General features: G+C 70.8%; 22 protein-coding genes. 16 read left to right on the top strand and 6 right to left on the bottom strand.

All coding sequences use genetic code 11. The features are described from left to right. The first annotated feature begins 12 nt into the window (after positions 1 to 12). Complete coding sequence (gene ptsP / locus AC3RJ8_RS15985) at positions 13 to 1,686, top strand: phosphoenolpyruvate--protein phosphotransferase (RefSeq protein ID WP_489713535.1); 1,674 nt, start codon at positions 13 to 15, stop codon at positions 1,684 to 1,686. Here the strand turns inward: ptsP and AC3RJ8_RS15980 are convergent. Continuing rightward, positions 1,667 to 1,954 carry an HPr family phosphocarrier protein gene (locus AC3RJ8_RS15980; protein ID WP_489713534.1) on the bottom strand — a complete coding sequence of 96 codons (288 nt, stop codon included), beginning with the start codon at positions 1,952 to 1,954 and terminating at the stop codon, positions 1,667 to 1,669. The two genes, ptsP and AC3RJ8_RS15980, sit on opposite strands and share 20 nt — an antisense overlap. A gap of 124 nt (positions 1,955 to 2,078) precedes the next feature. Here AC3RJ8_RS15980 and AC3RJ8_RS15975 point away from each other — a divergent pair, with 124 nt between their 5' ends. After that, positions 2,079 to 3,680 carry an MFS transporter gene (locus AC3RJ8_RS15975; RefSeq protein WP_489713533.1) on the top strand — a complete coding sequence of 534 codons (1,602 nt, stop codon included), beginning with the start codon at positions 2,079 to 2,081 and terminating at the stop codon, positions 3,678 to 3,680. A gap of 35 nt (positions 3,681 to 3,715) precedes the next feature. On the opposite strand, the gene AC3RJ8_RS15970 is transcribed toward AC3RJ8_RS15975, so the two are convergent. Beyond that, entirely contained in the window at positions 3,716 to 4,462 is a 747-nt protein-coding gene (locus AC3RJ8_RS15970; protein ID WP_489713532.1) for a TetR/AcrR family transcriptional regulator, read from the bottom strand. 91 nt (positions 4,463 to 4,553) lie between these two features. On the opposite strand from AC3RJ8_RS15970, the gene AC3RJ8_RS15965 reads away from it, so the two are divergent. Both AC3RJ8_RS15965 and AC3RJ8_RS15960 read left to right on the top strand, forming a co-directional pair. Continuing rightward, positions 4,554 to 5,552: an ABC transporter ATP-binding protein gene (locus AC3RJ8_RS15965; RefSeq protein ID WP_489713531.1), complete on the top strand. Its 999-nt coding sequence runs from the start codon at positions 4,554 to 4,556 to the stop codon at positions 5,550 to 5,552. After that, the gene (locus tag AC3RJ8_RS15960; RefSeq protein WP_489713530.1) at positions 5,549 to 6,385 is read left to right on the top strand and encodes an ABC transporter permease; all 837 of its coding nucleotides are present in this window, start codon (positions 5,549 to 5,551) and stop codon (positions 6,383 to 6,385) included. Before AC3RJ8_RS15965 ends, AC3RJ8_RS15960 begins: the two co-directional genes overlap by 4 nt. A 97-nt stretch (positions 6,386 to 6,482) precedes the next feature. On the opposite strand, the gene AC3RJ8_RS15955 is transcribed toward AC3RJ8_RS15960, so the two are convergent. Then, complete coding sequence (locus AC3RJ8_RS15955; RefSeq protein WP_489713529.1) at positions 6,483 to 7,265, bottom strand: GntR family transcriptional regulator; 783 nt, start codon at positions 7,263 to 7,265, stop codon at positions 6,483 to 6,485. Between the two features lie 162 nt (positions 7,266 to 7,427). On the opposite strand from AC3RJ8_RS15955, the gene AC3RJ8_RS15950 reads away from it, so the two are divergent. From AC3RJ8_RS15950 to AC3RJ8_RS15915, 8 genes are read left to right on the top strand one after another with little or no spacing between them, the layout of a single operon-like run. Continuing rightward, a complete protein-coding gene (locus AC3RJ8_RS15950; RefSeq protein WP_489713528.1) occupies positions 7,428 to 8,519 on the top strand; it encodes a substrate-binding domain-containing protein in 1,092 nt (363 codons plus the stop codon). A 32-nt stretch (positions 8,520 to 8,551) separates the two neighbouring features. Further along, entirely contained in the window at positions 8,552 to 10,051 is a 1,500-nt protein-coding gene (locus tag AC3RJ8_RS15945; RefSeq protein ID WP_489713527.1) for a sugar ABC transporter ATP-binding protein, read from the top strand. Continuing rightward, positions 10,048 to 11,016: an ABC transporter permease gene (locus AC3RJ8_RS15940; protein ID WP_489713526.1), complete on the top strand. Its 969-nt coding sequence runs from the start codon at positions 10,048 to 10,050 to the stop codon at positions 11,014 to 11,016. Before AC3RJ8_RS15945 ends, AC3RJ8_RS15940 begins: the two co-directional genes overlap by 4 nt. Next, entirely contained in the window at positions 11,013 to 12,074 is a 1,062-nt protein-coding gene (locus tag AC3RJ8_RS15935; RefSeq protein ID WP_489713525.1) for an ABC transporter permease, read from the top strand. The genes AC3RJ8_RS15940 and AC3RJ8_RS15935 overlap by 4 nt, the downstream gene beginning before the upstream one ends. Continuing rightward, complete coding sequence (gene lsrF, locus AC3RJ8_RS15930; protein ID WP_489713524.1) at positions 12,067 to 12,939, top strand: 3-hydroxy-5-phosphonooxypentane-2,4-dione thiolase; 873 nt, start codon at positions 12,067 to 12,069, stop codon at positions 12,937 to 12,939. Before AC3RJ8_RS15935 ends, lsrF begins: the two co-directional genes overlap by 8 nt. 51 nt (positions 12,940 to 12,990) lie before the next feature. Next, a complete protein-coding gene (locus AC3RJ8_RS15925) occupies positions 12,991 to 14,640 on the top strand; it encodes a glycerol-3-phosphate dehydrogenase/oxidase (protein ID WP_489713523.1) in 1,650 nt (549 codons plus the stop codon). Between the two features lie 20 nt (positions 14,641 to 14,660). Then, complete coding sequence (locus AC3RJ8_RS15920) at positions 14,661 to 16,151, top strand: FGGY-family carbohydrate kinase (RefSeq protein ID WP_489713522.1); 1,491 nt, start codon at positions 14,661 to 14,663, stop codon at positions 16,149 to 16,151. Continuing rightward, positions 16,148 to 18,079 (top strand): SDR family NAD(P)-dependent oxidoreductase, encoded by a 1,932-nt coding sequence (locus tag AC3RJ8_RS15915; protein WP_489715662.1) that lies wholly within the window; start codon positions 16,148 to 16,150, stop codon positions 18,077 to 18,079. Before AC3RJ8_RS15920 ends, AC3RJ8_RS15915 begins: the two co-directional genes overlap by 4 nt. Positions 18,080 to 18,125: 46 nt before the next feature. Here AC3RJ8_RS15915 and AC3RJ8_RS15910 read toward each other — a convergent pair whose 3' ends face one another. Continuing rightward, positions 18,126 to 18,968 (bottom strand): aldo/keto reductase, encoded by an 843-nt coding sequence (locus tag AC3RJ8_RS15910; protein WP_489713521.1) that lies wholly within the window; start codon positions 18,966 to 18,968, stop codon positions 18,126 to 18,128. 115 nt (positions 18,969 to 19,083) lie between these two features. On the opposite strand from AC3RJ8_RS15910, the gene AC3RJ8_RS15905 reads away from it, so the two are divergent. From AC3RJ8_RS15905 to AC3RJ8_RS15890, 4 genes are all read left to right on the top strand, one after another. After that, positions 19,084 to 19,305, top strand: a complete 222-nt coding sequence (locus AC3RJ8_RS15905; protein ID WP_489713520.1) for a hypothetical protein — start codon at positions 19,084 to 19,086, stop codon at positions 19,303 to 19,305. Between the two features lie 82 nt (positions 19,306 to 19,387). Further along, positions 19,388 to 19,675 (top strand): hypothetical protein, encoded by a 288-nt coding sequence (locus AC3RJ8_RS15900; RefSeq protein ID WP_489713519.1) that lies wholly within the window; start codon positions 19,388 to 19,390, stop codon positions 19,673 to 19,675. A 5-nt stretch (positions 19,676 to 19,680) separates the two neighbouring features. Further along, positions 19,681 to 20,193: a hypothetical protein gene (locus AC3RJ8_RS15895; RefSeq protein ID WP_489713518.1), complete on the top strand. Its 513-nt coding sequence runs from the start codon at positions 19,681 to 19,683 to the stop codon at positions 20,191 to 20,193. Between the two features lie 150 nt (positions 20,194 to 20,343). After that, entirely contained in the window at positions 20,344 to 22,326 is a 1,983-nt protein-coding gene (locus tag AC3RJ8_RS15890) for an NHL domain-containing thioredoxin family protein (protein WP_489713517.1), read from the top strand. Between the two features lie 6 nt (positions 22,327 to 22,332). Here AC3RJ8_RS15890 and AC3RJ8_RS15885 read toward each other — a convergent pair whose 3' ends face one another. Both AC3RJ8_RS15885 and AC3RJ8_RS15880 read right to left on the bottom strand, forming a co-directional pair. After that, on the bottom strand, positions 22,333 to 23,187 hold the full coding sequence (locus tag AC3RJ8_RS15885) for an SDR family NAD(P)-dependent oxidoreductase (protein WP_489713516.1): 855 nt from the start codon (positions 23,185 to 23,187) through the stop codon (positions 22,333 to 22,335). Then, a complete protein-coding gene (locus AC3RJ8_RS15880) occupies positions 23,184 to 24,179 on the bottom strand; it encodes a phosphotransferase family protein (RefSeq protein ID WP_489713515.1) in 996 nt (331 codons plus the stop codon). The genes AC3RJ8_RS15885 and AC3RJ8_RS15880 overlap by 4 nt, the downstream gene beginning before the upstream one ends. Between the last annotated feature and the right edge of the window lie 41 nt (positions 24,180 to 24,220).

Genomic DNA, 24,220 nt, shown 5'->3' with positions numbered 1-24,220 from the left:
AGGTCACTGTCGATGAGCACGACCCTCACCGGTGCGCCGGTCAGCCCCGGGCGGGCGGCGGGCCCGGCCGTCACGATGCCCGACCCGGTGCCGGAGCCGCGCACCACGCGACTGGCGAGCGCCGACGTCGAGGCCGCCGTCGAGCACCTGACCGCCGCGGCCGCGACCGTGCGGGACGACCTGACGGAGCGTGCCGGCCACGTGACCGGCACCGCGGCCGACCTCCTGGCGGTGACGGCCGCCATCGCCGCCGACCCCTCGCTCGCGGCCGACGCCGAGCGCCTGGTCCGCGCCGACCGGCTGACGCCGGAGCGGGCGATCTGGGACGCGGCGCGCGCCCTGGTCAAGCAGCTCGAGAAGCTGGGCCCGCCGCTGTCCGAACGGTCCCGGGACGTGCGGGACGTGCGGGACCGGATCGTCGCGGAGCTCATCGGCGTGCGGCCGCCCGGCGTGCCGCGCCCGGACCACCCGTTCGTGCTGGTCGCGGACGACCTCGCCCCGGCCGACACCGCGACGCTCGACCCCGACGTCGTGCTCGGCGTGGTCACCAGCGGCGGTGGCCCCACGTCGCACACCGCGATCCTCGCGCGTGCCCTGGGGATCCCTGCCGTCGTGGCGGTCCGGGGCGCCGAGAAGATCCAGGACGGGGAGACGGTGCTCCTCGACGGCGGGGCGGGCGTCGTGGTCCGCGACCCGGACCCGGAGACGGTGGCCGCCGCGCAGCAGCGCGAGGCCGCGCGTCGGGCGTTCGACGGGCGTGGCCGCACCGCGGACGGCACCCACGTCGAGCTGCTCGCCAACGTGGCCGACCCGGCGGGGGCGCAGGCCGCGATCGAGGCGTCGGCGGAGGGTGTGGGCCTGTTCCGCACCGAGTTCTGCTTCCTCGGGCGCAGCACCGAGCCGGCGGTCTCCGAGCAGGTGGCCGCCTACCGACGGGTCCTCGCGGCGTTCCCGGACCGCAAGGTCGTCGTCCGGACCCTCGACGCGGGCGCCGACAAGCCGCTGCCGTTCGTCACGTCCGACGGTGAGCCGAACCCTGCGCTCGGGGTCCGCGGCCTGCGCACGGCGGCGACGCACCCCGGCGTGCTGGACCGCCAGCTCCAGGCGATCGCCGTGGCGGCCGAGGCGGAGAACGCCGAGGTGTGGGTGATGGCACCCATGGTCGCCACGGCGGCCGAGACGGCGGAGTTCGTCGGTGCGTGCGCCCGGCACGGGCTGGACACGGCGGGCGTGATGATCGAGGTGCCGGCGGCGGCGCTGCGGTCGGCGGACATCTTCGCCCGTGCCGCGTTCGGCAGCCTCGGCACCAACGACCTCATCCAGTACACGCTCGCCGCGGACCGGATGCTCGGCGAGCTCGCGGGGCTCTCGACACCGTGGCAGCCGGCCGTGCTGGAGCTCGTGCGGCTCTCGTGCGAGGGCGCGGCGGCTCACGGCCGTCCCATGGGGGTGTGCGGGGAGGCTGCGGCGGACGCGACGCTCGCGCCGGTGCTGGTGGGGCTCGGCGTGCGGTCGCTGTCGATGACCCCGCGCGCGCTGGCGGACGTCGCGGCGGTGCTGGCCCGGGTGACGCTGGACGAGTGCGAGGAGCTCGCCCGGCTCGCCCTGGCCGAGCACGACCCGGTCGAGGCCCGCAACGCGGTGCGTGACGCGATCCGGCCGGTGCTCACCGACCTGGGCCTGTGAGGAACTCCTCGAGGGTGTCGAGCGCGCCGCGGGCGCGGTCCACCTCGGGCTGAGCCGCGCCGTCGGGCACCTCGACGGCGAGCGTGACCTGGGTCCCGGCGTCGGCACCGAGCGTCATGACCGCGAGGATGCTCGCGGCGTCGACCGGCGGGCTCCCGTCCCGCGAGATCCGGACGGCGACGGGCTGGTCGGCGGCGAGGCGGGTGAAGAGCGCGGCGGGGCGCGCGTGCAGACCCTCGGGGATCGCGACCACGGCGTGGCGTTCCATGACCACATCCTGCCCGACGAAGGCCCGTCCTACCGGCCTTCGCGCGCACCTGTTGACCTCAAGCGAACTTGAGATTCTAGGTTCGGATCCACCGCACAGGGCGGACCGACGAAGGGGCAGACGCATGCAGGACGACACCAGGACCCGCACGAGCGCCGCGCCGCAGCCCGAACCCGGTCCCGAGCCGGGGCCGGGCACGGCCGCGGCGCCGCCGCGCGCCGGGCGCAAGGAATGGACCGGCCTGGCCGTCCTCGCGCTGCCCGCGATGCTGCTGATGATGGACATGACGGTGCTCCACCTCGCCGTGCCGCAGCTCACGGCCGACCTGGCCCCCAGCGCGACACAGCTGCTGTGGATCACCGACATCTACGGCTTCCTCATCGCCGGGTTCCTCATCCCGATGGGCGTCCTCGGCGACCGGATCGGTCGGCGCCGGCTGCTGCTCACGGGCGCCGCCGCGTTTCTCGTGGCGTCGCTCCTCGCCGCGTTCTCGCCGAACGCCGAGCTTCTCGTCGCCAGCCGGGCGCTCCTGGGGGTCGCCGGCGCCACGCTGATGCCCTCGACCCTCGCGCTGATCCGCAACATGTTCCACGACCCGGCGCAGCGCACGTTCGCCGTCTCGCTGTGGATGCTGAGCTTCATGGTGGGTGGGGCCGTCGGTCCGCTCGTCGGCGGCGCCCTGCTCGAGCACTTCTGGTGGGGGTCGGTGTTCCTCGTCGGCGTCCCCGTCATGCTGCTGCTGCTCGTCGCCGGTCCACTCCTGCTCCCCGAGCACCAGGACCCCGCACCCGGCCGCGTCGACCTGACGAGCGCGGCGCTGCTCGTCGTCGCGATCCTCGCGACCGTCTACGGGCTCAAGGAGCTGGCCTTCCACGGTGCGACGGTCGGCTCGATCGCGGCGACGCTCCTCGGTGCCGGGCTGCTCGTCGTGTTCGTGCGCCGCCAGCGGCGCAGCAGCGCACCGATGATCGACCTCACGCTGTTCTCCCGCGCGAGCTTCAGCGCGTCCCTCGCGCTCGTCGCACTCGGCACCTTCGCGATGATGGGCTTCAACCTCTTCGTGGCGCAGTACCTGCAGCTCGTCGCCGGGCTCAGCCCGCTGGTCGCCGGCCTGTGGACCCTGCCAGGGACCCTCGGCGGCATCGTCGGGGCGCTGGGCGCCGCCGCGGCCGTGAGCAAGGTCCGGCCCGCGTTCGTCATGGCGACGGGGCTGGCCGTCAGCGGCGGTGGCTTCGCGCTGTTCCTGCTGGCCGACTCCGCGGCGGGGCTGCCGATCGTCGTCGTCGGGTCGGTCGTGGCGTTCGTCGGCCTGTCACCGGTCGCGGTGCTCGGCACCGACCTCGTCCTGAGCACCGCCCCGCCGGAACGGGCCGGTGCGGCGTCGGCCATCTCCGAGACCGGCAACGAGCTCGGTGGTGCTCTCGGCCTCGCGGTGCTCGGCAGCATCGGCACCGCCGTCTACCAGTACCTGATGGTGGAGTCCGGCGCGCTCCTCGGCGACGTGCCCGACGCCGCGACCGAGACCCTCGGTGCCGCCCGCGCGATCGCCGTCGACCTGGGCGGTGAGCAGGGCGCCGCACTGCTCGCAGCGGCTCGCGACGCGTTCACGTCCGGCCTGCACGTCGCCGCAGCGGTGTGCGCCGTCCTGGTCGTCGCGCTCGCCGGGGTCGCCCTCGCGACGCTCCGCCAGGTCCCCGCCGGTGGCGGCACGGGGGAGGAGCACTGAGACGCGTTCGGCGGTCGAGCGGTCAGGCGGTCGGTTCAGGCGGCCGCGCGGTCGATGGCGAGCTCGATGCCGTCGAGCAGGCGGTCGAGCGTCGTGTCGAAGGAGGCGTGCCCGGTGTCGAAGCCGCCGGCCTCCCAGACGCGGGTCATGGTGGGGTAGCGCTCGGGGTCGAAGTAGGTGCCCCAGAACGTCGACATCGAGTCCCAGTAGTCGTCGTTGCTCAGCCCGGACTCCGAGCCCTCGGACTGCTCGGCCACGGTGGCGCGCGCGACGCCGCGCACGTAGGTGTCCACGAGGCCGATCACCTCGACCACGCGGGTGGCCGGCAGGCCGGCGCCGACGAGCACGCGCAGCCCGGCCTCCTCGGCGTCGAGCACGTGCGGGGCCAGCGGCAGGCGCCACATGTTGGTCTGCAGGATCCACGGGTGGCGCAGGTAGAGGTCGCGGTGCTCGCGGGCGTACCGGGTCATGGCGGTGCGCCACGGCCGGCCCTCGTCGGCCAGCTCGAGCTCGGCGAAGGCGCGGTCGACCATGAGGTCGACGAGCTCGGTCCGTCCGGGGACGTAGGTGTAGAGCGTCATGGCGCCGACGCCGAGCCGGGCGGCCACCTTGCGCATGGAGAGCCCGTCGAGCCCGGCCTCGTGGACGACGGCGGTCCCGGCCTCGACGACCTCGTCGAGGGTGAGGCGCGCCTTGCGCCCGCGGGAGGAGGGCTGGGGCGGGTCCCAGAGCAGGGCAAGCCGCCGCTCAGCATCGGAGGGTGTGGTCGCGGTGCTCGTCATGATTCCTCGCTCCGGGGTTCCGCCGCATTCTCGTACAGTGTATGCTCAATCCGCGGCATCATTTCGGTACAACGTACGGGAGGCGGTCCAGATGATCCGAGCGAGAGGTCTGGCCAAGACCTTCACGCGGGGCAAGGAGAGGGTAGAGGCCGTCAAGGGGATCGACGTCGACGTGTCCGAGGGCGAGCTCGTCGCCTTCCTCGGCCCCAACGGAGCGGGCAAGTCGACCACTCTGCGGATGCTGACCTCCCTGCTGCAGCCCACCGCCGGCACCGCCACGGTGGCCGGGTACGACGTCGGCACGCATCCCGCGCAGGTGCGCGCCCGCCTCGGCTTCATCGGCCAGGGCAACGGGGGCGGCTTCAGCTACCAGGTGCGCGACGAGCTGCACAACCAGGGCCGCTTCTACGGGCTCTCCCCGGCCGAGTACAAACGCCGGGCCTCGGAGCTCGTCGAGGCGCTCGAGCTGGGCGGGCTCGAGAAGCGGACCGTCCAGTCGCTCTCCGGCGGTCAACGGCGGCGGCTCGACGTCGCCCTCGGCCTGATGAACCACCCGCCGCTGCTGTTCCTCGACGAGCCGAGCACCGGGCTCGACCCGCACGCGCGCGCCAACCTGTGGGACCACATCGTCGCGATGCGCGAGCGGTACGGGATGACGATCGTGCTCACCACGCACTACCTCGACGAGGCCGACGACATGGCCGAGCGCGTCGTCGTCATCGACCACGGCGAGATCATCGCCGACGCCCGCCCGGACGTGCTCAAGCGCGAGCACGCTGACGACGTCCTCACGCTCACCGTGCGCGGCGGGCCGTCCGAGGCGGTCCGCGCGGCGCTCGCCGCCGTCGTCGGACCGGGCGCCCCGCACCCCGGCGAGGTCACGGTGCCCGACGGCGGTGCCCCGGACGCGGAGGGCGACCTGCGGGTCCGGGTGGCCACCACGCACGGTGCGGACCGCCTGCCCGAGGCCATCGAGGCGCTGCGGCTGGCCGGTCTGACCACGACGTCGGCGACGGCCAAGCAGGCCAGCCTCGACGACGTCTTCCTCAACCTGACCGGGCGCAGCCTGCGCGAGGAGGCGGCAGCATGAGCGCACAGACGGAGGCCGGCACGGGACCGGCCGTGCACGAGGAGGCCCGCATCGTGGTGCGGACCGGGCCGGGCAAGTTCGTGGCGGACACCCGCGCGGTGTTCACGCGCGAGATCCTGCTGATGCTGCGCGACCCGTTCACGCTCATCTTCTCGCTGCTGCAGCCGCTGGTGTTCCTGGGGCTGTTCGCCCCGCTGCTCACCGGCACGTTCGGCGGGACCGGGATGTCCACGGCGGACACCCTGCAGTGGTTCGTGCCGGGCGTGATCGTCATGATCTCCCTGTTCGGCACCTCGATGACCGGCTCGAACCTGCTGTACGAGCTGATGACCGGGTCCTACGAGCGGGTGCTCGCCACGCCGCTCGACCGCTCGGCGATCCTGGTGGGGCGTGCGCTCAAGGAGTTCGCGCCCCTCGTGGTCCAGGGGCTGCTCATCGCGGTGCTGTGCCTGCCGTTCGGGTTCCGGTTCAACCCGGTGCATGCGGTGGCCGCGCTGGTGCTCCTGGGTATCTTCGGCGTCGGGGTCGGGGCGCTGTCCTACGCCCTCGGGCTGGCCGCCAAGAACCGTGAGTGGCTGTTCTGGGGCGTGCAGCAGGCACTGATCTTCCCGCTGCTGATCCTCTCCGGGATGATGCTGCCGCTGGAGGCCGGCCCGGGCTGGATGCAGGTCGCGGCACGCTTCAACCCGCTGACGTACATCGTCGACGCGGAGCGGGCGCTGTTCGCCGGGGACGTCGCGGACCCCGTGGTGCTGTGGGGTCTGGTCGCCGCCGCGGTGACGTGCGCGGGCGGCCTGCTCGTCGGCATCCGCACCACTCGCCGCCACACCTGACCGAGTGTTGTGGGCGGGAATTCTGGCCGGCTTTGTACCTGACAAACGGCGTTTGAGCCTAGAATTCTCGCCCACAACGGTGAGTGGCCGGTGCCGGTCAGCGGATGCCGACATGGAAGCGCACCTCGTCGCTCCGGTGTAGTGCGCGGTAGTGCTCGAACGGCACGCCGTCACCGTCCCAGGCGACCGACTCGATCGAAAGCACCGGCTGCCCCGCCGTGAGCTCGAGGAGCGCCGCACTGTCGGGCGAGGGTATGACAGCACTGATCCAGCGGTCGGCGCCGCTGGGCTGGACTCCGAAGTTGCGGCGCAGGTGCTCGTAGAGAGAGCGATTGACGAGGTTCGCGCGGGTGAGCGTCGGAAACCGTCGGGTGGGCAGGACGGTGTCGACGAGAAGCCAGGGGGTTCCGTCCACGCGGCGAAGTCGTCGGAGTCGCACGACCGGATCGCCGATCGCCAGTCGCAGCATGGCTGCTTCGTTCGCCTCTGCGGTCCCGGCCTCGAACGTGAGCACCTGGGTCGTCACCGTACGCCCCGCCGCTGTGAGGTCGTCGGACGACCCGGTCGTCGAACCGATGAACTTGAGATCTGGGCGCTGCGGTGAGACGAACGAGCCGCGTGCCCGCACCTTGTAGATCAGGCCGGCGCGGACGAGCTCGGCGAGTGCTTCACGCACGACCGTGCGCGAGACCCCGAAGCGGTCGATGAGCTCGGACTCGGAGGGGAGCGCCTGGTCGGGGAGCAGGTTCCCCTGCTGGATCTCGTCACGGAGCACCTTCACGAGCTGCTGCCACAGCGGGATGTCGGAGGTGCGGTCCAACGCCGCCGATGTAGGCGCTGCCGGCACCGGGCTCCCCTCTCGTGCAGTTCTCGTGACCATCAGAGCATACCAACGCGGGGGTGGCCGTCCGGGACTTCACCGAGGGGGTTGATCATCATCAACTCATCATGTCATACTCGTCATGACAAGTTGCCGAAGGTGTGCAGCTACCTGTGCGGCGACCCCGCCGGCGCAATGAAGCGAGACAGGAGAAACGGGATCATGGAGTTGACGAAGACTCGCCGCGCGTTGACCGCGGCCATCGCAGCGACCGCGACAGCAGCGACACTGGCAGGGTGCGCGAGCGATGCTGCAGGAGGCGACGGTGACGGCGCCGGCGGTGGAGAGCCGAAGGGCCTGAACGTCGCGCTGTCGAACGGGTTCGTGAATGGCTGGCGCCTCACGCTGATCGACAAGTTCGAGTCAGAGGCCGCACAGCTCAAGGACGAGGGCGTGATCTCGCAGTACACGGTCGTCAACGCCCCTGGGGAGAACAGCGCGACCGAGCAGGCGTCGCAGATCCGCAGCCTGATGCTTGAGAACCCCGACGTGCTGATGGTCATCCCCGCCTCCTCCACGGCGTTGGTCCCGGTGGTCGAGGAGGCCTGCGCCGCCGACATCAACGTGATCATCCTCGACGCCGACATGGACACCAGCTGTGGCACTGTCGTGCGCAACGACTACTCGCAGTGGGGCGAGGACTCCCTGGTACCGGCCCTGGACGCCATCGACGGTGAAGGCAACGTCGTGATCAACCGCGGTGTCATCGGGTCTCAGCCGGAGGAAGCGTTCCACGCACGGCAGACCGAGATCCTCGAGGAGCACCCGGACGTCGACGTCGTCGCCGAGGTCAACGGCTACTGCGACTCGGCCACCGCGCAGAAGGAGCTCGTCTCGATCATCGGGTCGCTGCCCGAGGTTGCGGCGGTCCCCGGCTGCATCGGTGGGATGGGCATCGTGCAGGCCTTCGAGTCCGCCGGCCGTGAGGCCCCTGTCGTGGTGTTCGACACCGACGGCAAGTCGCTGAAGTTCTGGCAGGACAGCGGTATCGCCAACGGTTCGTTCGCCGCGCTGACCGACCCGGGCCAGGTCGTCGCAGCCCTCCACGTCGCCCTCGCCAAGGAGCGCGGCGACGACGTGCCTGAGCAGGTCGTGCTTCCGCTGGTGCACATCGCGCAGGAGGACCTCGACTCGTGGGTCTCGCAGCTGGACACCGACGAGTACGCCGCGAACCCGTGGGACGAGGAGTCGACGCGCGCAGCGATAGATGCGCTGCTCACCGGCGACGAGGTTCACGCACCGGTCGTCGAGTGACACCTGGCCGACGAGTTCGAGGGAGAACTTCGATGACAGCTGCGGTACAGCATCGAGAGGGCCCTACGGCCCAGGCGCAGGACGCCGTCCTCGCCGCGAAGGGCGTGACCAAGCGCTATGGCAGCACGACGGCCCTCGCCACCGTCGACCTCGCCGTCGATCACGGAGAGATCCTCGGGCTCGTCGGTCACAACGGGGCCGGCAAGAGCACCCTCATGCGTGTGCTCGCCGGGCGTGAGCAGCCCGACGCCGGTCATGTCGCCTGGCACGCAGGTGGCCCATGGACGCAGAGCGCTGCCGCCGAGGCCGGTGTACGCATGGTCTACCAGGAGCTCGCACTCTGCCCGGACCTCACGGCCACCGAGAACATCGCGTTGTCCGACCGTGGAGCCCGCGGCTGGTCATGGCGTCGGCGCGCCGAACGGGACCTGGTCGAGACCCTCGACACAGTCTTTCCCGGCCACGGGATCAGCACCGTCCGCCGGACGGGAGACCTGTCGATGGCGCAGCGACAGATGGTCGAGATTGCTCGCGCCCTGTGCACTCCGCACCTTGCGATGCTCATCCTCGACGAGCCCACCGAGTCGCTCAGCGTCGACGCGACTCGTCAGCTCTACGCGCACCTGCGGTCGTTGGCGTCGCTGGGTCTGAGCATGGTCCTGATCTCGCACCGCATGCAGGAGGTGCTGGCCGCCGCCGACCGTATCGCGGTCATGAAGGACGGCTTGATCGTCGATGTCGTCAGGTCCCAGGACACCAGCGAGAGCGAGCTGCTGGCAGCGATGGGCGGTGAGGTGCAGGCCGACAGCGCCACGACCCGCCGTGTCATGCCGAGCGCCCGTTCGGACAGGTTCGGCGCACGAGGTGTCACGGCACGCCTCACCGGGGCGGGTGGCGAGTCGTTCTCGGTCCGGTCCGGCGAGATCGTCGGTCTCGCCGGTCTCGCCGGCCACGGGCAGGACGCCCTGCTGCGCAGGCTCTGGTCTCACCAGCGCGGCACGTCGATCGCGGAGAACCGCGCCTACGTGCCCGGCGACCGGCAGACCAGCGGGATCTTCCCTCTGTGGAACGTCGCGGAGAACCTCACAGTCTCGGCGACACGCACGCTCTCGGTCGGGGGAGTCGTCCGCTCCGGGGCCAAACGTCGGCTGGCGGGGGAATGGGTCGAGCGTCTCAGCGTGAAGGGCGGTGCGAGGGCGCCCATCACCTCACTGTCGGGCGGGAACCAGCAGAAGGTGCTGGTCGCCCGCGCCTTCGCGACCGACGCAGCGATCGTGCTGCTCGACGACCCCTTCCGCGGTGTCGATGTGAGCACGAAGAACGAGCTCTATGCACTGATGCGCGTCGAAGCGTCACACGGTCGCTCGATCGTCTGGTACTCGACCGAGAACAGCGAGATGACGCACTGCGACCGCGTGTACGTCTTCCGCTCCGGAGAGATCGTCAGCGAGCTCGTCGGCGACGAGATCACGGAGGACCGGATCATCGCCGACTCGTTCGGTGAGGCCCACACCGAGGAGCCGACCTCATGAGTGCGACCACCACGTTCCCCACGACCGGACAGCGCCTGCGATCCAGCGCTGTCAACGGCTCGCCCGCCTTGCTGGCGCTCGTCGCGCTGCTGGTGATCTTCGCGGCCACCGCGGCGCTGCAGCCGAGCATCCTCAGTGTTCCCGGACTCACCCTGATGCTCATGTCGTCGGTACCGCTCGTGTTCGCCGCACAGGCGCAGATGGTGATCATGAGCGTCGGGGACATCGACCTCGGCGTCGGCTACCTCGTCGGACTCGTCACGGTCGTCGCCGCCACGTTGCTGGTCGACGCGCCGCTGCTCGCCGCGGCGCTCATCGTCGGCGTCTTCGCGGCCTACGGGGCGATCGCCTGGGTGGTGCAGCGCTGGTCGGTGCCATCGATCATCGTCACGCTCGGGATGTCGTTCGTGTGGCTCGGTATCGGCCTGCAGATCCTGCCCACCCCCGGTGGTCAGACACCAGCCTGGCTGTCGGTGCTCTCCCAATGGCGCCCGACGTGGTTCCCCGCCCCGGTGGTCTTCATCCTGCTTGCCACCTTCGTCGGCTGGTACGTCACCCGCCGATCGTTGATGGGCACCCGGATGCGTGCGCTCGGGTCGCAGGCCGCAACCCTCGGAAAAGCCGGTGTGTCGCCCCAAGGAACCCGGGTGGTGGCCTATCTGGTCGCTGCTGTCCTCATGGTTCTCTCCGGGCTCCTGCTCGCCTCGCAGACCTGGTCGGGAGATGTCAACGCCGCAGGGGAGTACACGCTCATGACCATCGCAGCCGTCATCCTCGGTGGCGGCACCTTCTCCGGAGGGCGCGCTCTGCCGGTCGGCACGACGCTGGGCGCGGTCACCCTGGGCCTCATCACCGTGATGCTCAGCCTGGTCAACCTTCCTTCCAGCATGCAGGCTGCAGCACAGGGCGCGATCGTCATCGCGGTGCTGGCCGGCCGAATCGTCACGGAGAGGCTCGCTCGATGAACGCCACCGCCGCGCACCCGCCCCGCGCCCGCCGTGCTGTCTCCTGGCCCCCGTGGGGCTGGTCGCTCCTCGGCGTCCTCGTGGTCTGGGCCGTCACGATCGTCGTACGGCCCGGGTCACCGTTCGATCCTCTGACGCAGGCCTTCTCTCTCGCACCTTTCCTCGTTCTCGTCGCGCTCGGGCAGATGCTCGTCATCACTCTCGGCCCCGGCAACATCGATGTGTCCGTCGGCACCGTCATCTCCATGACCTCGTACGCCTCGGTCGCAGTCGGTGTCAGCGCCGGCCCGGTCGTCGGCCTCGCCGCAGGGGTCGGAGCAGGACTTCTTGCTGGGACGGTCAGCGTCGTGGGGATCGTGCTGCTGCGCGTGCCGCCGATCATCGCCACGCTCGCCACGAGTCTCGTCGTCACGAGCGTGACGTTGCTGCTCGCCTCCGAGGCACGTGGCGGAGCCGACGAGTCGCTGCGCCAGCTGGTCAACGCAAGGGTCCTCGGCGTTCCAGCGGTCGCGCTGCTGGTCGCTGTCGTGACGGTCGTCTGCTGGTTCGTCCTGCGGCACACGCGGCTCGGGCTGGCGATCATCGCCGTCGGCCAGAGCAAGCGTGCCGCCGAGCGCGCCGGCTTGCACGTCGTCGCGGTGACGGCGACCGCCTACCTTGCCAGTGCTGGGCTCGCCGGTCTCGTCGGCGGACTCCTGGCCGCCTACATCTCCCCGAGCACAGTGCTCGGCACGTCGTACATGCTCGACTCGATCGCCGTCGTCGTCATCGGCGGCACCCTCATCTCGGGTGGCCGGCCCGTGTCTGCGGGCACCTGGACCGGAGCGCTCTTCTTCGTGCTCCTCTCCGGGCTGCTCAACCTCGTCGGATGGTCGGTCGGTGCCCAGAACGTGCTCAAGGGAGTGCTCGTCGTGCTCGTCGTGGTCGTCTCGGCTGCGACGAGTACCGGTGGCGCCACCGCTCTGCGACGACGCACCTCGTTCCGACCTGGCTCGCCGACGGCGACCCCAACCGCAACCCTGACCCCCACGAACCAGAAGGAGTCCATCCATGGCTGACCTCGACGACCTCCGTGACGGAACCGACTTCTCCGAACCGGCCGTCCACGAGACCGGGTCCCGACTGAAAGGCATGTCCGGGCAGGACTGGGGTCTGCGTGCGCGGATGTCCCGCGTGTTCAGCCCGGCGGACGGTAAGTCGGTGATGCTCGCGTTCGACCACGGCTACTTCCAGGGACCGACCTCGGGGCTCGAACGCCTCGACCGCTCGATCCTTCCCCTGGTACCGCAGGCCGACGCCCTGATGTGCACGCGAGGTGCTCTGCGGACCACGATCCCCGCCGACAACGGCAAGGGCATCGTCCTACGCGCCTCCGGCGGGCCGAGCGTGCTCAAGGAGCTGTCCGACGAGGAGCTCGCCGTCTCGATCGACGACGCGGTCCGTCTCGACGCCGCGGCGCTCGCCGTCCAGGTCTTCATCGGCGGCGAGAACGAGACGAAGTCGGTCAGGAACATGACGACCCTCGTCGATCAGGGCCAGGCGGCCGGCGTCCCGGTGCTCGCCGTCACCGCCGTCGGCCGGGAGATGGCGCGTGACGCCCGCTACTTCCGTCTCGCCACGAGGATCAGCGCCGAGCTGGGTGCCTCGTTCGTCAAGACCTACTACGTCGAGGACGGCTTCGAGACGGTCACCAGTGCGTGCCCGGTACCGATCGTCATCGCCGGTGGCAAGAAGGTCGAGGAGAAGGAAGCTCTGCGTGTCGCGTACCAGGCGATCCAGGAGGGAGCTGCCGGTGTCGACATGGGCCGCAACGTCTTCCAGTCAGAGCAACCGGCCGCGATGCTCGCGGCCGTGCGGGGCGTCGTGCACGACGGCCTCGAACCTGCCGAGGCCTTCGACCTCCTCCAGGACCTTTCCCATTGACCGGCCCGCCGGTCGTCCCGTGCGGGCCCCCGGCATCAACTGAGGAACCCCATGCCCACTCTGAGCACCTACGCCGTCCCGACGACCGCCGACGTCGTCGTGATCGGTGCCGGCATCAACGGTCTGGCGATCACGCGCGAGGTCGCGCGGCGGGGCCTGCACGTGGTGATGATCGACCAGGACGACATCGCGGCGCGGACGTCGGCGATCTCGACACGGCTCATCCACGGAGGGCTGAAGTACCTCGAGCGACTCGAGATCCCCCTCGTCCTTGAATCCATCCGTGAACGCAACACCCTGCTACGCACCGCGCCACACCTGGTGAAGCCCTACCCGATGCTGATCCCGTACACGAAGTCGGCGTCGCGCCCCGGGTGGTTGCTGACCTGCGGTCTCCTCCTGCACGAGGTGTTGTCGGTCGGCAAACATCTGCCTGGCAACCGCATCGTGTTCTCCCCCCGGCTCCGACGTCAGTGGCCGTCGGTCGCCGAGGGCGGGGTGAGGTGGGGTGGTCTCTTCCAGGACGCGCACGTCCCGGTGACTGAACGGTTCGCCGTCGAGCTCGCCATCGATGCTTCCCGTCACGGTGCGACCGTGCTCACCCACACACCGGTCACCTCGCTCCTGCACGAGAACGGCCGTATCGCCGGGGTCACCTACCGAGACCGTTCGAGCGGCGAGGAGCGCCGGTTGCGTGCCCCGGTCGTCGTCAACTCGACAGGGCCCTGGGTGGATGCCGTCCTCGAACTCGACGGTGAGCACCGGCGCCGGATCGGACCGACCAAGGGCAGCCACCTGGTGGTCGACAGGTTCCCGGGTGCGCCGGACACGTGCATCTTCTTCGAATCGCCCGACGATCACCGCCCGATGTTCGTGCTGCCCTGGCACGACGGCAAGTACATGATCGGGACCACGGACCTGCCCTACGACGCATCGATCGACGACATCGTCATCGAGGACGAGGAGGTCCGCTATCTGTTGCGTGCTGTCAACGAGCTGCTGCCACGGGCGGGCCTGACGCCCGACGATGTGCTCTGGTCGTACTCGGGGGTCCGCCCGCTTCCCTACGTCGGCGACGTGGATGATCCTGCGTCCGTCAGCCGGGACAGCGAGATCGTGAGCCACGACGGCGAGGCCACCGGGCTGCTGACCATCATCGGTGGCAAGTACACCACGCACCGCGCTCTCGGGGAGGCCGTGCTGCACCGGATCGAGAAGGTGCTCGGCGTCGGGCGACGCGCGTCCTCGACCAGGCGTGCCCCGCTGCCCGGTGCGCCCGCGGCGACGATGACGCACTTCTGCGCATCGTTCGTGCGGGGCAGTGCCCTGCCTGAACGAGTGGCGAGCCGTCTGGCCGAGCTCTATGGATCGCTCGCCCATCCGATCGAGATGCTCGCGGCGTCCGACCCTGCGCTCGCCGAAGTGATCGACGACGAGACGGGTGCCATCGCCGCCGAGGTGGTGCATGCGGTGTGCAGCGAAGGAGCGGTGACCCTCGAGGACGTGCTGATCCGGCGCACGGCGATCGCCTTGAACAGCGATGTCGCCTTGGCGTGCGCCCCGCGTGCTGCGGCGGTGCTCGTGGCGCACGGGGGGTGGGACGCCACCTACGCCGAAGATCAGGTGACGCGCTACCGTGCAGCGGTCCGGCGCTTCAGACCGAGGGCGTTGGAGCGGGCGACCCACAGCACGGCGTTGTGAGACGAGAGAGCGAGAGATCAATGAAGATCTGTGTCATCGGTATCGATGTTGGCTTGACGTCGGCCAAGGCCGCAGCCTTCGACGACGTCGGGCAGGAGATCCGCACGGTCTCGGCGCCCAACCCCCGGGTGGCCGTCTCGCGGGCGCGCCAGGAGATCGACATGGATGCGCTGTGGTCGGTGGTCGCGGGTGTCCTACGGGAGCTCACCGCCGACCTCAAGCTCGACGGATGGACGATCGGCGCCGTCGCAGCGACCGGGCATGGCAACGGCCTGTACCTCGTCGACGAGAGCCTGCGCCCGGTGCGGTCCGCGATCGCTTCGACCGACAGCCGTGCCGAGCACATCGTCGCAGCCCTCGACGGCATGACCGTCGAGGACGTGCGTCGTGTCACTGGTTCGATGCCGTGGCCGGCTCAGCCGGCCGTGCTGCTGCGCTGGCTGCACGACAACGAACCCGAGTCCATCGAGCAGGCGCGTTGGTCGCTCACCTGCAAGGACTGGCTGAACCTGTGCATGACCGGTGCTCCGAGCGCCGACTACTCGGACTCCTCCGGCTGTGGGTTGGTGAACCTGCACAACCGGCAGTACGAGCCGGCGGTCCTGGACATGCTGGGCCTGCCGGCCGAGGTCGGCCGGCTCTTCCCGTCGTTGCGAGGATCCGACGACATCGTCGGACATGTCACGACGGCTGCCGCCGAGCAGACCGGGTTGCCGGCAGGCACTCCGGTGGCCGCCGGCTGCATGGACTGCGTCGCGAGCCCGCTCGGAGCGGGCTCGGCGCGCCTCGACGACGTCACGATCATCGTCGGAACCTGGGCGATCAACGGTGTTGTGGTGCCGTCCGACGAGGAACCGCCCCGCGTGACCATCAATGCACTGCTCCCCGATCCTGGGACCATGCTCGCGATGGAGGTCGCCCCCACGTCCGCGGCGAGCATCGAGTGGGCGGCGCAGGTCGTCGGCGCGTGCGCCTCGACGACGGTCCAACCGAGCGACCTCCTCGATGCTGCCCAGCATGTCCCGCCGCTCGCCGACGGCATGATCTTCCTGCCTTTCATCCACGGCGCGCCGGAGCACCTGGGCGCGTCGGGGACGTTCCTCGGGATCAAGGGCAGCCACACGTACGAGCACGTCGCTCGGGCGGTCGCTGAGGGCATCACGCAGTACCACCGCGTCCAGCTGGCCAAGGTGTTGGCCTGCGGGGCCGCTGTGTCCGACGGACCCTGGACTCTGGCGGGCGGCGGGGCGAAGAATCCGTCATGGGCACAGATGTTCGCCGACGTCGTCGGGCGTCCGATGCGCAGACAGGTCGACACCGAGCTCGGAGCTCGCGGGGTCGCCTCGCTCGCCGCACGGGGCATCGGCCTCGATGTCACGCCCTGGAGCACCGACCCGGATCCCGCCCTCGTCGTGTCGCCGAGCGAGCATCGATCGGCCTACGAGCAGCAAGCACGCATCTTCGACCGAACGATAGCGGCCATGGAAGCCGTGTGGGAGGTGTCCGCATGACTGCGTCCACGACAGACCTGGACGCCGCGCTCTCCGAGATCGTCCGCGTGAGCCGCGTGCTGGGCGCCGACCCGTCGCTGGTGCTGCACGGTGGCGGGAACACGTCGATCAAGGCGGCTGGCACGACGGTCACCGGTGAGACGGTCGAGCTCGTGCTGGTGAAGGGAAGCGGGTGGGACCTCGCCACGATCGAGCCCGCCGGCTTTGCGCCCTTGCGCCGCGACCGGCTGTGCGAGCTCCTGCGCCTGGAGGAACTCGACGACACCACGATGGTCAACGAGCTGCGTCAGGCGTCGCTGACGGCGAACGCACCGACCGCCTCCATCGAGGCGATGCTGCACGCCTACCTGCCTGGACGCGTCGTGCTGCATACGCACGCCGATGCGATCGTCGCGCTGACGAACCGCGACGTGGACCCCGATGAACTGCGCGACGAGCTGGGGCCACACGTCCTCGTGCTGCCGTACGTCATGCCAGGCTTCCCGCTGGCCCGGCTCGTCGCGCGGACCGACGTCACCGACGTCGATGCCGTTGTGCTGAGCAACCACGGCCTGTTCACCTTCGGCGACGACCCGGACGCCGTGCTCCGTCGTCATCGAGAGCTGGTGGCGCACGCGAGCCGGATCGCGTGCGTCGAGAGCTGGGGGAGGGAGGGGGATGACATCGACCGGCGGGGCCGCGCACTCGATGTTGCGCGGCTCCGGCGGGCGGTCAGTGACGCCGCCGGGCGCCCTCTGCTCGTCCGTCAGTCCAGGTCGTCGCGAGGCGACGCGTTCGCGCAGCGCGATGACCTGGATGAGGTCACCGGCCGGGGAACTGCCACCCCGGAGCATGTGCTGTACACGAAACGCCGTCCCCTCGTGGGGCGAGATGTGGTCGCGTATGCGGACGCCTACCGCGCCTATGTCGCTCGCCACCGGCCTCGTGCGACGACCGAGATCACTGAGCGTGACCCGGCCCCACGCGTGGTGCTCGACGACGAGCTCGGTCTCCTCGTCGCCGGAGAGACCGTGGCGGCGACACGGGTGACGCACGACGTGGCGATCCACACGATGGACGTCGTGGACGCTGCCGATCGCCTCGGCGGCTATCGGTCGCTCGACGAGGCGCATACCTTCGACATCGAGTACTGGTCCTTGGAACAGGCGAAGCTCTCCCGACGCGACCGCCGTCCGCTGGACGGAGAGGTGGCGCTCGTGACGGGCGCAGCCTCGGGGATCGGACGGGCCGTCGCCGAACGTCTCGTTACCGATGGTGCCGCGGTGGTGGGCCTCGACCTCAACCCCGACGTCGTGTGCGCGGTCCCGAGCGAGGCGTGGCGTGGCGTCGTGGGGGACGTGAGCGACCCGAAGGTGCTCACCACCGCCGTCGAGACTGCTGCGCGCGAATTCGGTGGACTCGACATGGTCGTGGTCGCCGCTGGCATCTTCCCTCCGAGTGCACGGCTGGCCGATCTCGACGACACGGTCTGGGAACGAGCCTTCCGGGTGAACGCCGCCGCCCCAGCACGCCTGTTGCGCGCGACGCATCCCTTTCTGGCGCTCTCCCCACGGGGCGGTCGAGTCGTGCTGGTGTCGACGAAGAACGTCGTCGCTCCCGGACCGGGTGTCGCGGCCTACTCGGCGAGCAAGGCGGCCGCCGCCCAGCTCGCCCGTGTCGCCGCGCTCGAGTGGGCGTCGGACGGCATCCGGGTGAACCAGGTCGAGCCGGACGCCGTCTTCGACACCGCGATCTGGACCGACGAGCTGCTCGCGGCGCGTGCGGCTCACTATGGGATCACGGTGAACGAGTATCGGACCCGGAACCTCCTCGGGGTCGAGGTGCGGAGTGCGACAGTCGCCGAGGCGGTCGCCGCGTTCTGCGAGTCATTCCCGGCGACCACCGGAGCACACCTCAGTGTCGACGGGGGAAACGACCGAGTCGTCTGAGCAGACCGTTGGCGCTGTGCCGTTGCGGGACGCCCACACCCGTTGCTCAGCGGCCGGTGTTGTTCATCTCGTCCGGGTGCGAGCCGATGCGCTCGCCCCGGTCGAGAGCCGTGATGTCCGCCATGTCGGCCTGCGACAGCTCGACGTCGAACAGCCGGAAGTTCTCCTCGATGCGGGCGGGCGTCACCGATTTGGGGAAGATGACGTCACCCCGCTGGATGTGCCAGCGCAGCACCACCTGGGCGGGCGTGCGGCCGAGGTTCTCGGCGATGCGCACCACGGTGGGGTCCTCGAGCACCTGCCCCCGGCCGAGCGGCGACCACGCCTCCGTGACGATGCCGTGCTCGGTGTTCACCGCGCGGACGTCCTCGTTGCCCAGCCACGGGTGGACCTCGACCTGGTTGACCGCCGGCACCACGGTGGTCTCGTCCATCAGCCGGCGCAGGTGGTGCGGCTGGAAGTTGGACACGCCGATGGCGCGCGCCCGGCCCGAGCGGTAGATCTCCTCCAGGGCACCCCATGCCTCGACGTACCGGTCGACGGCGGGCAGCGGCCAGTGGATCAGGAACAGGTCGACGTGGTCGAGCTGCAGCTCCTCCAGCGTCCGGTCGAAGGCCGCCAGTGCGTCGTCGTGGGCGTGGAAGGCGTTGTTGAGCTTGCTCGTGACGAAGAGGTCGTCCCGGTCCAGCCCGGAAGCGGCCAGCGCCTCGCCGACGCCGCGCTCGTTGCGGTACATCTGCGCGGTGTCGATGTGGCGGTAGCCCACCTCCAGGGCGGTCGTCACCACGTCACGCGTCTGCTCCGGCGGGATCTTGAACGTGCCGAACCCGAGCTGCGGGATCGACACGCCGTTGTTGAGAGGAACGGTGGGGATCGGCTCGTTGCTCATCAGCCCATCCTGCGCACATCGGGCGGCCGGACGCGAACGACGGACGTCAGCGTGCCTGGGGCTGTCCGTGGTGCACCGGTCGGGGGCACAATGGAAGAACACCGGGAGGTGTCCGATGGTCACGAGGGACGAGGCGCGATCCGCCAAGAACGCCCTGCGCCACACGCTCGAGCAGGTCGAGGGCGTGTGCGGCGTCGGGCTCGCGCAGCGCGGCGACAGCCACGACTGGGTGCTGCAGGTCAACGTGCAGAGCCTGAGCGCCCGCAAGGACGTGCCGCCCGACGTCGACGGCGTCCCCGTGCGCGTCCACGTGGTCGGCGCGGTCGAGGCGCTGTAGCTCGCACCGGGCCGGCGCGTCCGACAGGTAGGTCTGCGCGTACGGTCTGGACGGCCGCACTCTCGCAACGTATGTTGGTGTCGTGGTCGAGGAGTTCGGCGAGCCGGAGATGAGGTTCGACAAGTCTGCGTTCAAGCGGGCGGAGCTCCTCGGCTACGACGAGGACGACCTTCGTCAAGTCATCCTCGGCGACATGTTCATCGAGGAACGCGACCAGGAGGTCAGATCCCTCCCCGATGCACGTGCCTATATGGCGCACGGCTGGACCCGGAACGGCCACTACCTCGAAGTCGGTTTCTACTCGCCCGACCACGGTGGTGGCTACTACGTCGTTCACGCCATGCCGTCCCGAAAATCTCCAGGGAGGTGAAGCAGATGCCGCGCACACTCGAAGACCTGATCGCTCACGGCGAGGAGCTCGCCGCGGAGTTCGAGACCTATGAGCCGGATTCGTTCGGTCCGCCTTCTGCCGAGAGCATGCTCGCCCATGCGGCCATGCAACGGGCGGCAGCGGAGCGTCGCCTGCGCGAGATCGTTGTCGAGGCCCGAGGTGAAGGCTTGTCCTGGCCGGTGATCGGAAAGATCCTGGGCGTCTCCGGCGAGGCGGCACGCAAGCGCTATGGCCGCGCCGTTGAAGAGACGAGTGCGGTCGTGCCGAACCAGGGCTCGGAGCGCTCGCAGGTGGAAGCCCATCAGGGTGCCGCGCACGACAGCTTCGCCGTCGTCGCCGTAGGCAAGAGCCAGGAAGAGGCGGTTCGGGCTGCGCTCGGCCTCATACGGCGCAGCGACCGTGGAGAGATGCGAACCAAGCTCCGCTCTGCGGCGCACGGCCGGTCCACGAAGTACCGGAAGAGCTCCGAGGGGCAGGGCTTCACCAAGAAGAGCTGACCCGTGCGGGCGTGACGAAGGTCGGGCCGCGCATCTCCACGATCCGCTGAGAGCGTCATACCTGGTGAGGCGGTCAGTTCAGCCGAGCCGCGCCAACCGCCGGACTCCCACACGGTTCTCGGCATCGGTGCGGTGCCGCAGAATGAGGCTGTGAGTACCACACCCACCCTGCCCCGCGTCCGCGCCTCCGAGCTGGTCGGGCGTGGCTGGTTGAACACCGGCGGCAAGACGCTGAGCCTCGAAGACTTCCGAGGTCGTGTGCTGGTCCTCGACTTCTGGACCTTCTGCTGCCTCAACTGTCTGCACGTCCTGGACGAGCTGCGCGAGCTGGAGGAGAACCACCGCGACGAGCTCGTCATCGTCGGTGTGCACTCCCCGAAGTTCGCGCACGAGGCGGACCCGGACGCCCTGGCTGCCGCCGTCGATCGGTACGACGTGCGCCACCCCGTGCTCGACGACCCGGAGCTGACCACCTGGGACGCCTACACGGCCCGCGCCTGGCCCACGCTCGTGGTCGTCGACCCCGAGGGATACGTGGTGGCGCAGATGGCGGGGGAGGGGCACGCGTCGGCGATCGCGACCCTGGTGCGCGACCTGGTCGCGGAGCACGAGGCCAAGGGCACCCTGCACCGCGGGGACGATCCTTACGTCCCGCCGGCGCCGGAGCCCAGCACCCTGCGCTTCCCGGCGAAGGCGGTCGAGCTGGCGGGCGGGAACCTGCTCGTGGCCGACGCCGGCCACCACTCGCTGGCCGAGCTGGCGCCCGACGGCGAGACGTTGGTCCGGCGCATCGGCTCCGGTGAGCGGGGGCTCGTCGACGGCGGGCCGGGCAGCGGCGACGCGCACGACGCCCGCTTCAGCGAGCCGAACGGGCTGTGCCTGGTCCCCTCCGAGCTGCGCGCGCGCCTCGGCTACGACGTGCTGGTCGCCGACACGGTGAACCACGCGCTACGCGGTGTACATCTTGCCACCGGGCAGGTGTACACCGTGGCCGGGACGGGTCGGCAGTACATGGTCGGCGGGCAGGAGAACGTCGAGCTCCCCGGCGAGGGGCGGCGTGCTCACGCGCCCGGGGACGAGGAGCCGGCCACCCGGGTCAACCTCTCCTCGCCCTGGGACGTCGCCTGGTCCGAGCCCCTCGGTGCGTTCGTCGTCGCGACGGCGGGCAACCACACGCTGTGGGCGTTCGACCCCGCACGGGCATCGATCCGGTTGCTCGCCGGCACGATGAACGAGGGGCTCGAGGACGGCCCGGGGAGCACCGCGTGGTTCGCCCAGCCGTCCGGTCTCGCGCCGTCGCTCGACGCCGACGGGAACGCCGACGGCGGGTTCTGGCTCGCCGACGCCGAGACCTCCGCCCTGCGGCACGTCGCACCGGACGGTGCCGCCGACGTCGAGGTGCGGACCGCCGTCGGGCAGGGCCTGTTCGACTTCGGCCACCGCGACGGCGCGGCCCCCGAGGCGTTGCTGCAGCACCCCCTGGGCGTCGCCACGATGCCGGACGGTTCCGTCGTCGTCGCCGACACGTACAACGGCGCGCTGCGTCGGTACGACCCGGCGACGCAGGAGGTCACCACCCTGGCGACGCGTCTCGCGGAGCCGAGCGACGTCGTCGTGCAGGCCGACACCGACGGTGGCAGCGTCCACCTGCTCGTCGTCGAGTCGGCGGCTCACCGCCTGACCCGGATCGCCCTGCCCGCCGACCTCGCCGGCGAGGTGCTGGACGGCGGCGCGCACCGCGTCGCCCGCACGGCCACCGATGTCGCCCCCGGCGTGCTGCGCCTGGACGTGCCGTTCGTCCCGGCACCGGGACAGAAGCTCGACGACCGGTTCGGCCCGTCCACCGAGCTGCGCGTCAGCGCGACTCCGCCCGAGCTGCTGCTCGACGGCACGGGCGACGGCACCGCGCTGTCCCGCGACCTGCGCCTCAACCCCGAGGTGCCCGAGGGCGTGCTCCACGTGACCGCCAAGGCCGCCTCCTGTGACCTGCCGCCCGAGGACGCGCCGACCGGACCCGACGGAGAGCCTGAGTTCTTCCCTGCCTGCCACCTCGCCCAGCAGGACTGGGGCGTGCCGGTGCGGGTCACGCTCGACGGCGCTCCCGAGCTGACCCTCCCGCTGCGAGGTGCATAGCGCACCTCACACCATCGCGGCCGAGCGCTCCCAGAGCTCGTGAGCCACCCGAGGGTCCCGGACCTCGCGGCCGACCCGGGCCGCGATCCTGCGGCTCTCGTAGTAGGCACCGGGTGCGAAGGTGGTACCGGGGGTGCCCTCCGCGAGCCAGACGAGCTGGTCGGCGCCCTTCTCCGGGGTGGTCGTGATCAGTCGCCGGAGGGGGCCGTGGTAGAGGCGCCGCAGCACGTGGTTCGTCTCGCCGGCGAAGCTCGTGCCGACCACGCCGGGGTGGAACGCGACCGCACTGACGCCCTGGTCGGCGTACCGGCGCTGGAGCTCCTGGGTGAACAGGATGTTGGCCAGCTTGCTGTTGCCGTACGCGCGGTGCGCGGCGTAGCGGCGGGCGTTCTGCAGGTCGTCGACGTCGAACCGGCTGAAGATCTGGGCGGCCCGGCTGGCCGTCTGGATCACAGTGGCGCGGCCGGCGACGAGGGCGGGCAGGAGCAGCTCCGTCAGCAGGAACGGCGCGAGGTGGTTGACCTGGAAGGTCTTCTCGTAGCCGTCGACGGTGACCTCGCGCTCGCCCATGATGCCGCCCGCGTTGTTGGCGAGCACGTCGATCCGCGGATAGGTGGCGAGCAGGTCGGCGGCGAGCCGGCGCACCTGGGCCAGCTCGGCAAAGTCGGCCACCAGGCTCGGCGCGCCGAGCTCGGCGGCGACCGCCTCCGTCTTCCTGGCCGAGCGGCCCACGAGCACCACGTGGTGACCGTCGCGGACGAGCCGACGGGCGGCGGCCGCGCCGATCCCGTCGCTGGCGCCGGTGAGGACGATGGTTCGGGGCACGGGGCCCCCCGGCGAGCGTCCGGTGGGCAGGGTCATGCGGCCTCGAGCTCGTCGAGCATGCGCTCGAGGTTGGCGCGGGCGGTCGCCGCGTACCCCGCGACCCAGTCGCCGGCGTAGGCGCGCGGGACGACCTCGACCACGAGCAGGCACGCGAAGTACGCCCGGTACAGGCGCAGCCGCGTCCAGGCGTCCGAGTCGCCGGCACCGGGGGTTCCATCCCCGAGGCCGAGGTCGCCACCGGCCTCGCGGTACCCGGCGAGCACGTGCGGGTCGACGGCGCCCGCCCCGAGCTGGTCGGCGCCGACCAGCTCGAAGACCGGGTCGCCCCACAGGGCGCGCTCGGCGTCGACGACGGCGGCCAGGTCGTGCCGGTCGGCGTCGAGCAGGACGTTGCCCGGCCACAGGTCGGCGTGCACCAGCCGCGGGGTGGTCACCGTGGCCAGCACCTGCCGGTGGCCGGCGACGGCGGCACGCAGCCGGGCGTGCGGCAGCGCCACCGCCCACCGCTCGGCGTCGTCGAGCGCCGCCTCGACCATCGCCGCGAAGGCACCGGGCCACGTCGCCCGGCTCAGCCCGGACTCCGGCGCGGGGTACCCGAAGCGGTCGCCGGTGAGGCGGTGCAGGCGGGCCATGAACCCGCCGAGCTGCCGTCGCGCCCGGTGCGAGCCGGAGGTGTCCAGGTCCGCACCCTCCCAGAGGACGCCGGGCACGTGCTCGGTCACCACGACGTCCCCGTCGACGTGCTCCCGGCTGCGGTCCACCCGCAGCAGCCCGGGCACGGGCAGGCCGGCACGGTGTGCGCGGCGGTAGACGTCGGCCTCCGTCCCGGAGATCCCGTGCTCGTAGCGCAGCAGCCGGCTGGTGTCCGCGCCGGTGACCTTGACGACCACCAGCCGCCCGTCGGTGAGCGTGACGCGCAGGACGGTGGCGAACATCCCGCCCGCGAGGGTCTCGACCTCGCGGACGGTCCCGACGGGCGCCAGCACGGCGGTGACCTGGTCGTCGGTGACGGCGGTCTTGGTCAGCACCCGCCGAGCCTAGCGGTGGGCCACCGGGCCGGGTAGGGGAG

The sequence above is a fragment of the Isoptericola sp. MSGPD8_1_ISO-PGPR-S23-394 genome (assembly GCF_058072785.1).
Note: the sequence above shows the minus strand (reverse complement) of the source record. Positions and strands in the feature narration are given on the sequence as shown.

Excerpts from the sequence above, each read along its gene's own strand:
- ptsP (WP_489713535.1), top strand. The coding sequence starts at position 13 with ATGAGCACGACCCTCACCGGTGCGCCGGTCAGCCCCGGGCGGGCGGCG.
- AC3RJ8_RS15980 (WP_489713534.1), bottom strand. The coding sequence starts at position 1,954 with ATGGAACGCCACGCCGTGGTCGCGATCCCCGAGGGTCTGCACGCGCGC.
- AC3RJ8_RS15975 (WP_489713533.1), top strand. The coding sequence starts at position 2,079 with ATGCAGGACGACACCAGGACCCGCACGAGCGCCGCGCCGCAGCCCGAA.
- AC3RJ8_RS15970 (WP_489713532.1), bottom strand. The coding sequence starts at position 4,462 with ATGACGAGCACCGCGACCACACCCTCCGATGCTGAGCGGCGGCTTGCC.
- AC3RJ8_RS15965 (WP_489713531.1), top strand. The coding sequence starts at position 4,554 with ATGATCCGAGCGAGAGGTCTGGCCAAGACCTTCACGCGGGGCAAGGAG.
- AC3RJ8_RS15960 (WP_489713530.1), top strand. The coding sequence starts at position 5,549 with ATGAGCGCACAGACGGAGGCCGGCACGGGACCGGCCGTGCACGAGGAG.
- AC3RJ8_RS15955 (WP_489713529.1), bottom strand. The coding sequence starts at position 7,265 with ATGGTCACGAGAACTGCACGAGAGGGGAGCCCGGTGCCGGCAGCGCCT.
- AC3RJ8_RS15950 (WP_489713528.1), top strand. The coding sequence starts at position 7,428 with ATGGAGTTGACGAAGACTCGCCGCGCGTTGACCGCGGCCATCGCAGCG.
- AC3RJ8_RS15945 (WP_489713527.1), top strand. The coding sequence starts at position 8,552 with ATGACAGCTGCGGTACAGCATCGAGAGGGCCCTACGGCCCAGGCGCAG.
- AC3RJ8_RS15940 (WP_489713526.1), top strand. The coding sequence starts at position 10,048 with ATGAGTGCGACCACCACGTTCCCCACGACCGGACAGCGCCTGCGATCC.
- AC3RJ8_RS15935 (WP_489713525.1), top strand. The coding sequence starts at position 11,013 with ATGAACGCCACCGCCGCGCACCCGCCCCGCGCCCGCCGTGCTGTCTCC.
- lsrF (WP_489713524.1), top strand. The coding sequence starts at position 12,067 with ATGGCTGACCTCGACGACCTCCGTGACGGAACCGACTTCTCCGAACCG.
- AC3RJ8_RS15925 (WP_489713523.1), top strand. The coding sequence starts at position 12,991 with ATGCCCACTCTGAGCACCTACGCCGTCCCGACGACCGCCGACGTCGTC.
- AC3RJ8_RS15920 (WP_489713522.1), top strand. The coding sequence starts at position 14,661 with ATGAAGATCTGTGTCATCGGTATCGATGTTGGCTTGACGTCGGCCAAG.
- AC3RJ8_RS15915 (WP_489715662.1), top strand. The coding sequence starts at position 16,148 with ATGACTGCGTCCACGACAGACCTGGACGCCGCGCTCTCCGAGATCGTC.
- AC3RJ8_RS15910 (WP_489713521.1), bottom strand. The coding sequence starts at position 18,968 with ATGAGCAACGAGCCGATCCCCACCGTTCCTCTCAACAACGGCGTGTCG.
- AC3RJ8_RS15905 (WP_489713520.1), top strand. The coding sequence starts at position 19,084 with ATGGTCACGAGGGACGAGGCGCGATCCGCCAAGAACGCCCTGCGCCAC.
- AC3RJ8_RS15895 (WP_489713518.1), top strand. The coding sequence starts at position 19,681 with ATGCCGCGCACACTCGAAGACCTGATCGCTCACGGCGAGGAGCTCGCC.
- AC3RJ8_RS15885 (WP_489713516.1), bottom strand. The coding sequence starts at position 23,187 with ATGACCCTGCCCACCGGACGCTCGCCGGGGGGCCCCGTGCCCCGAACC.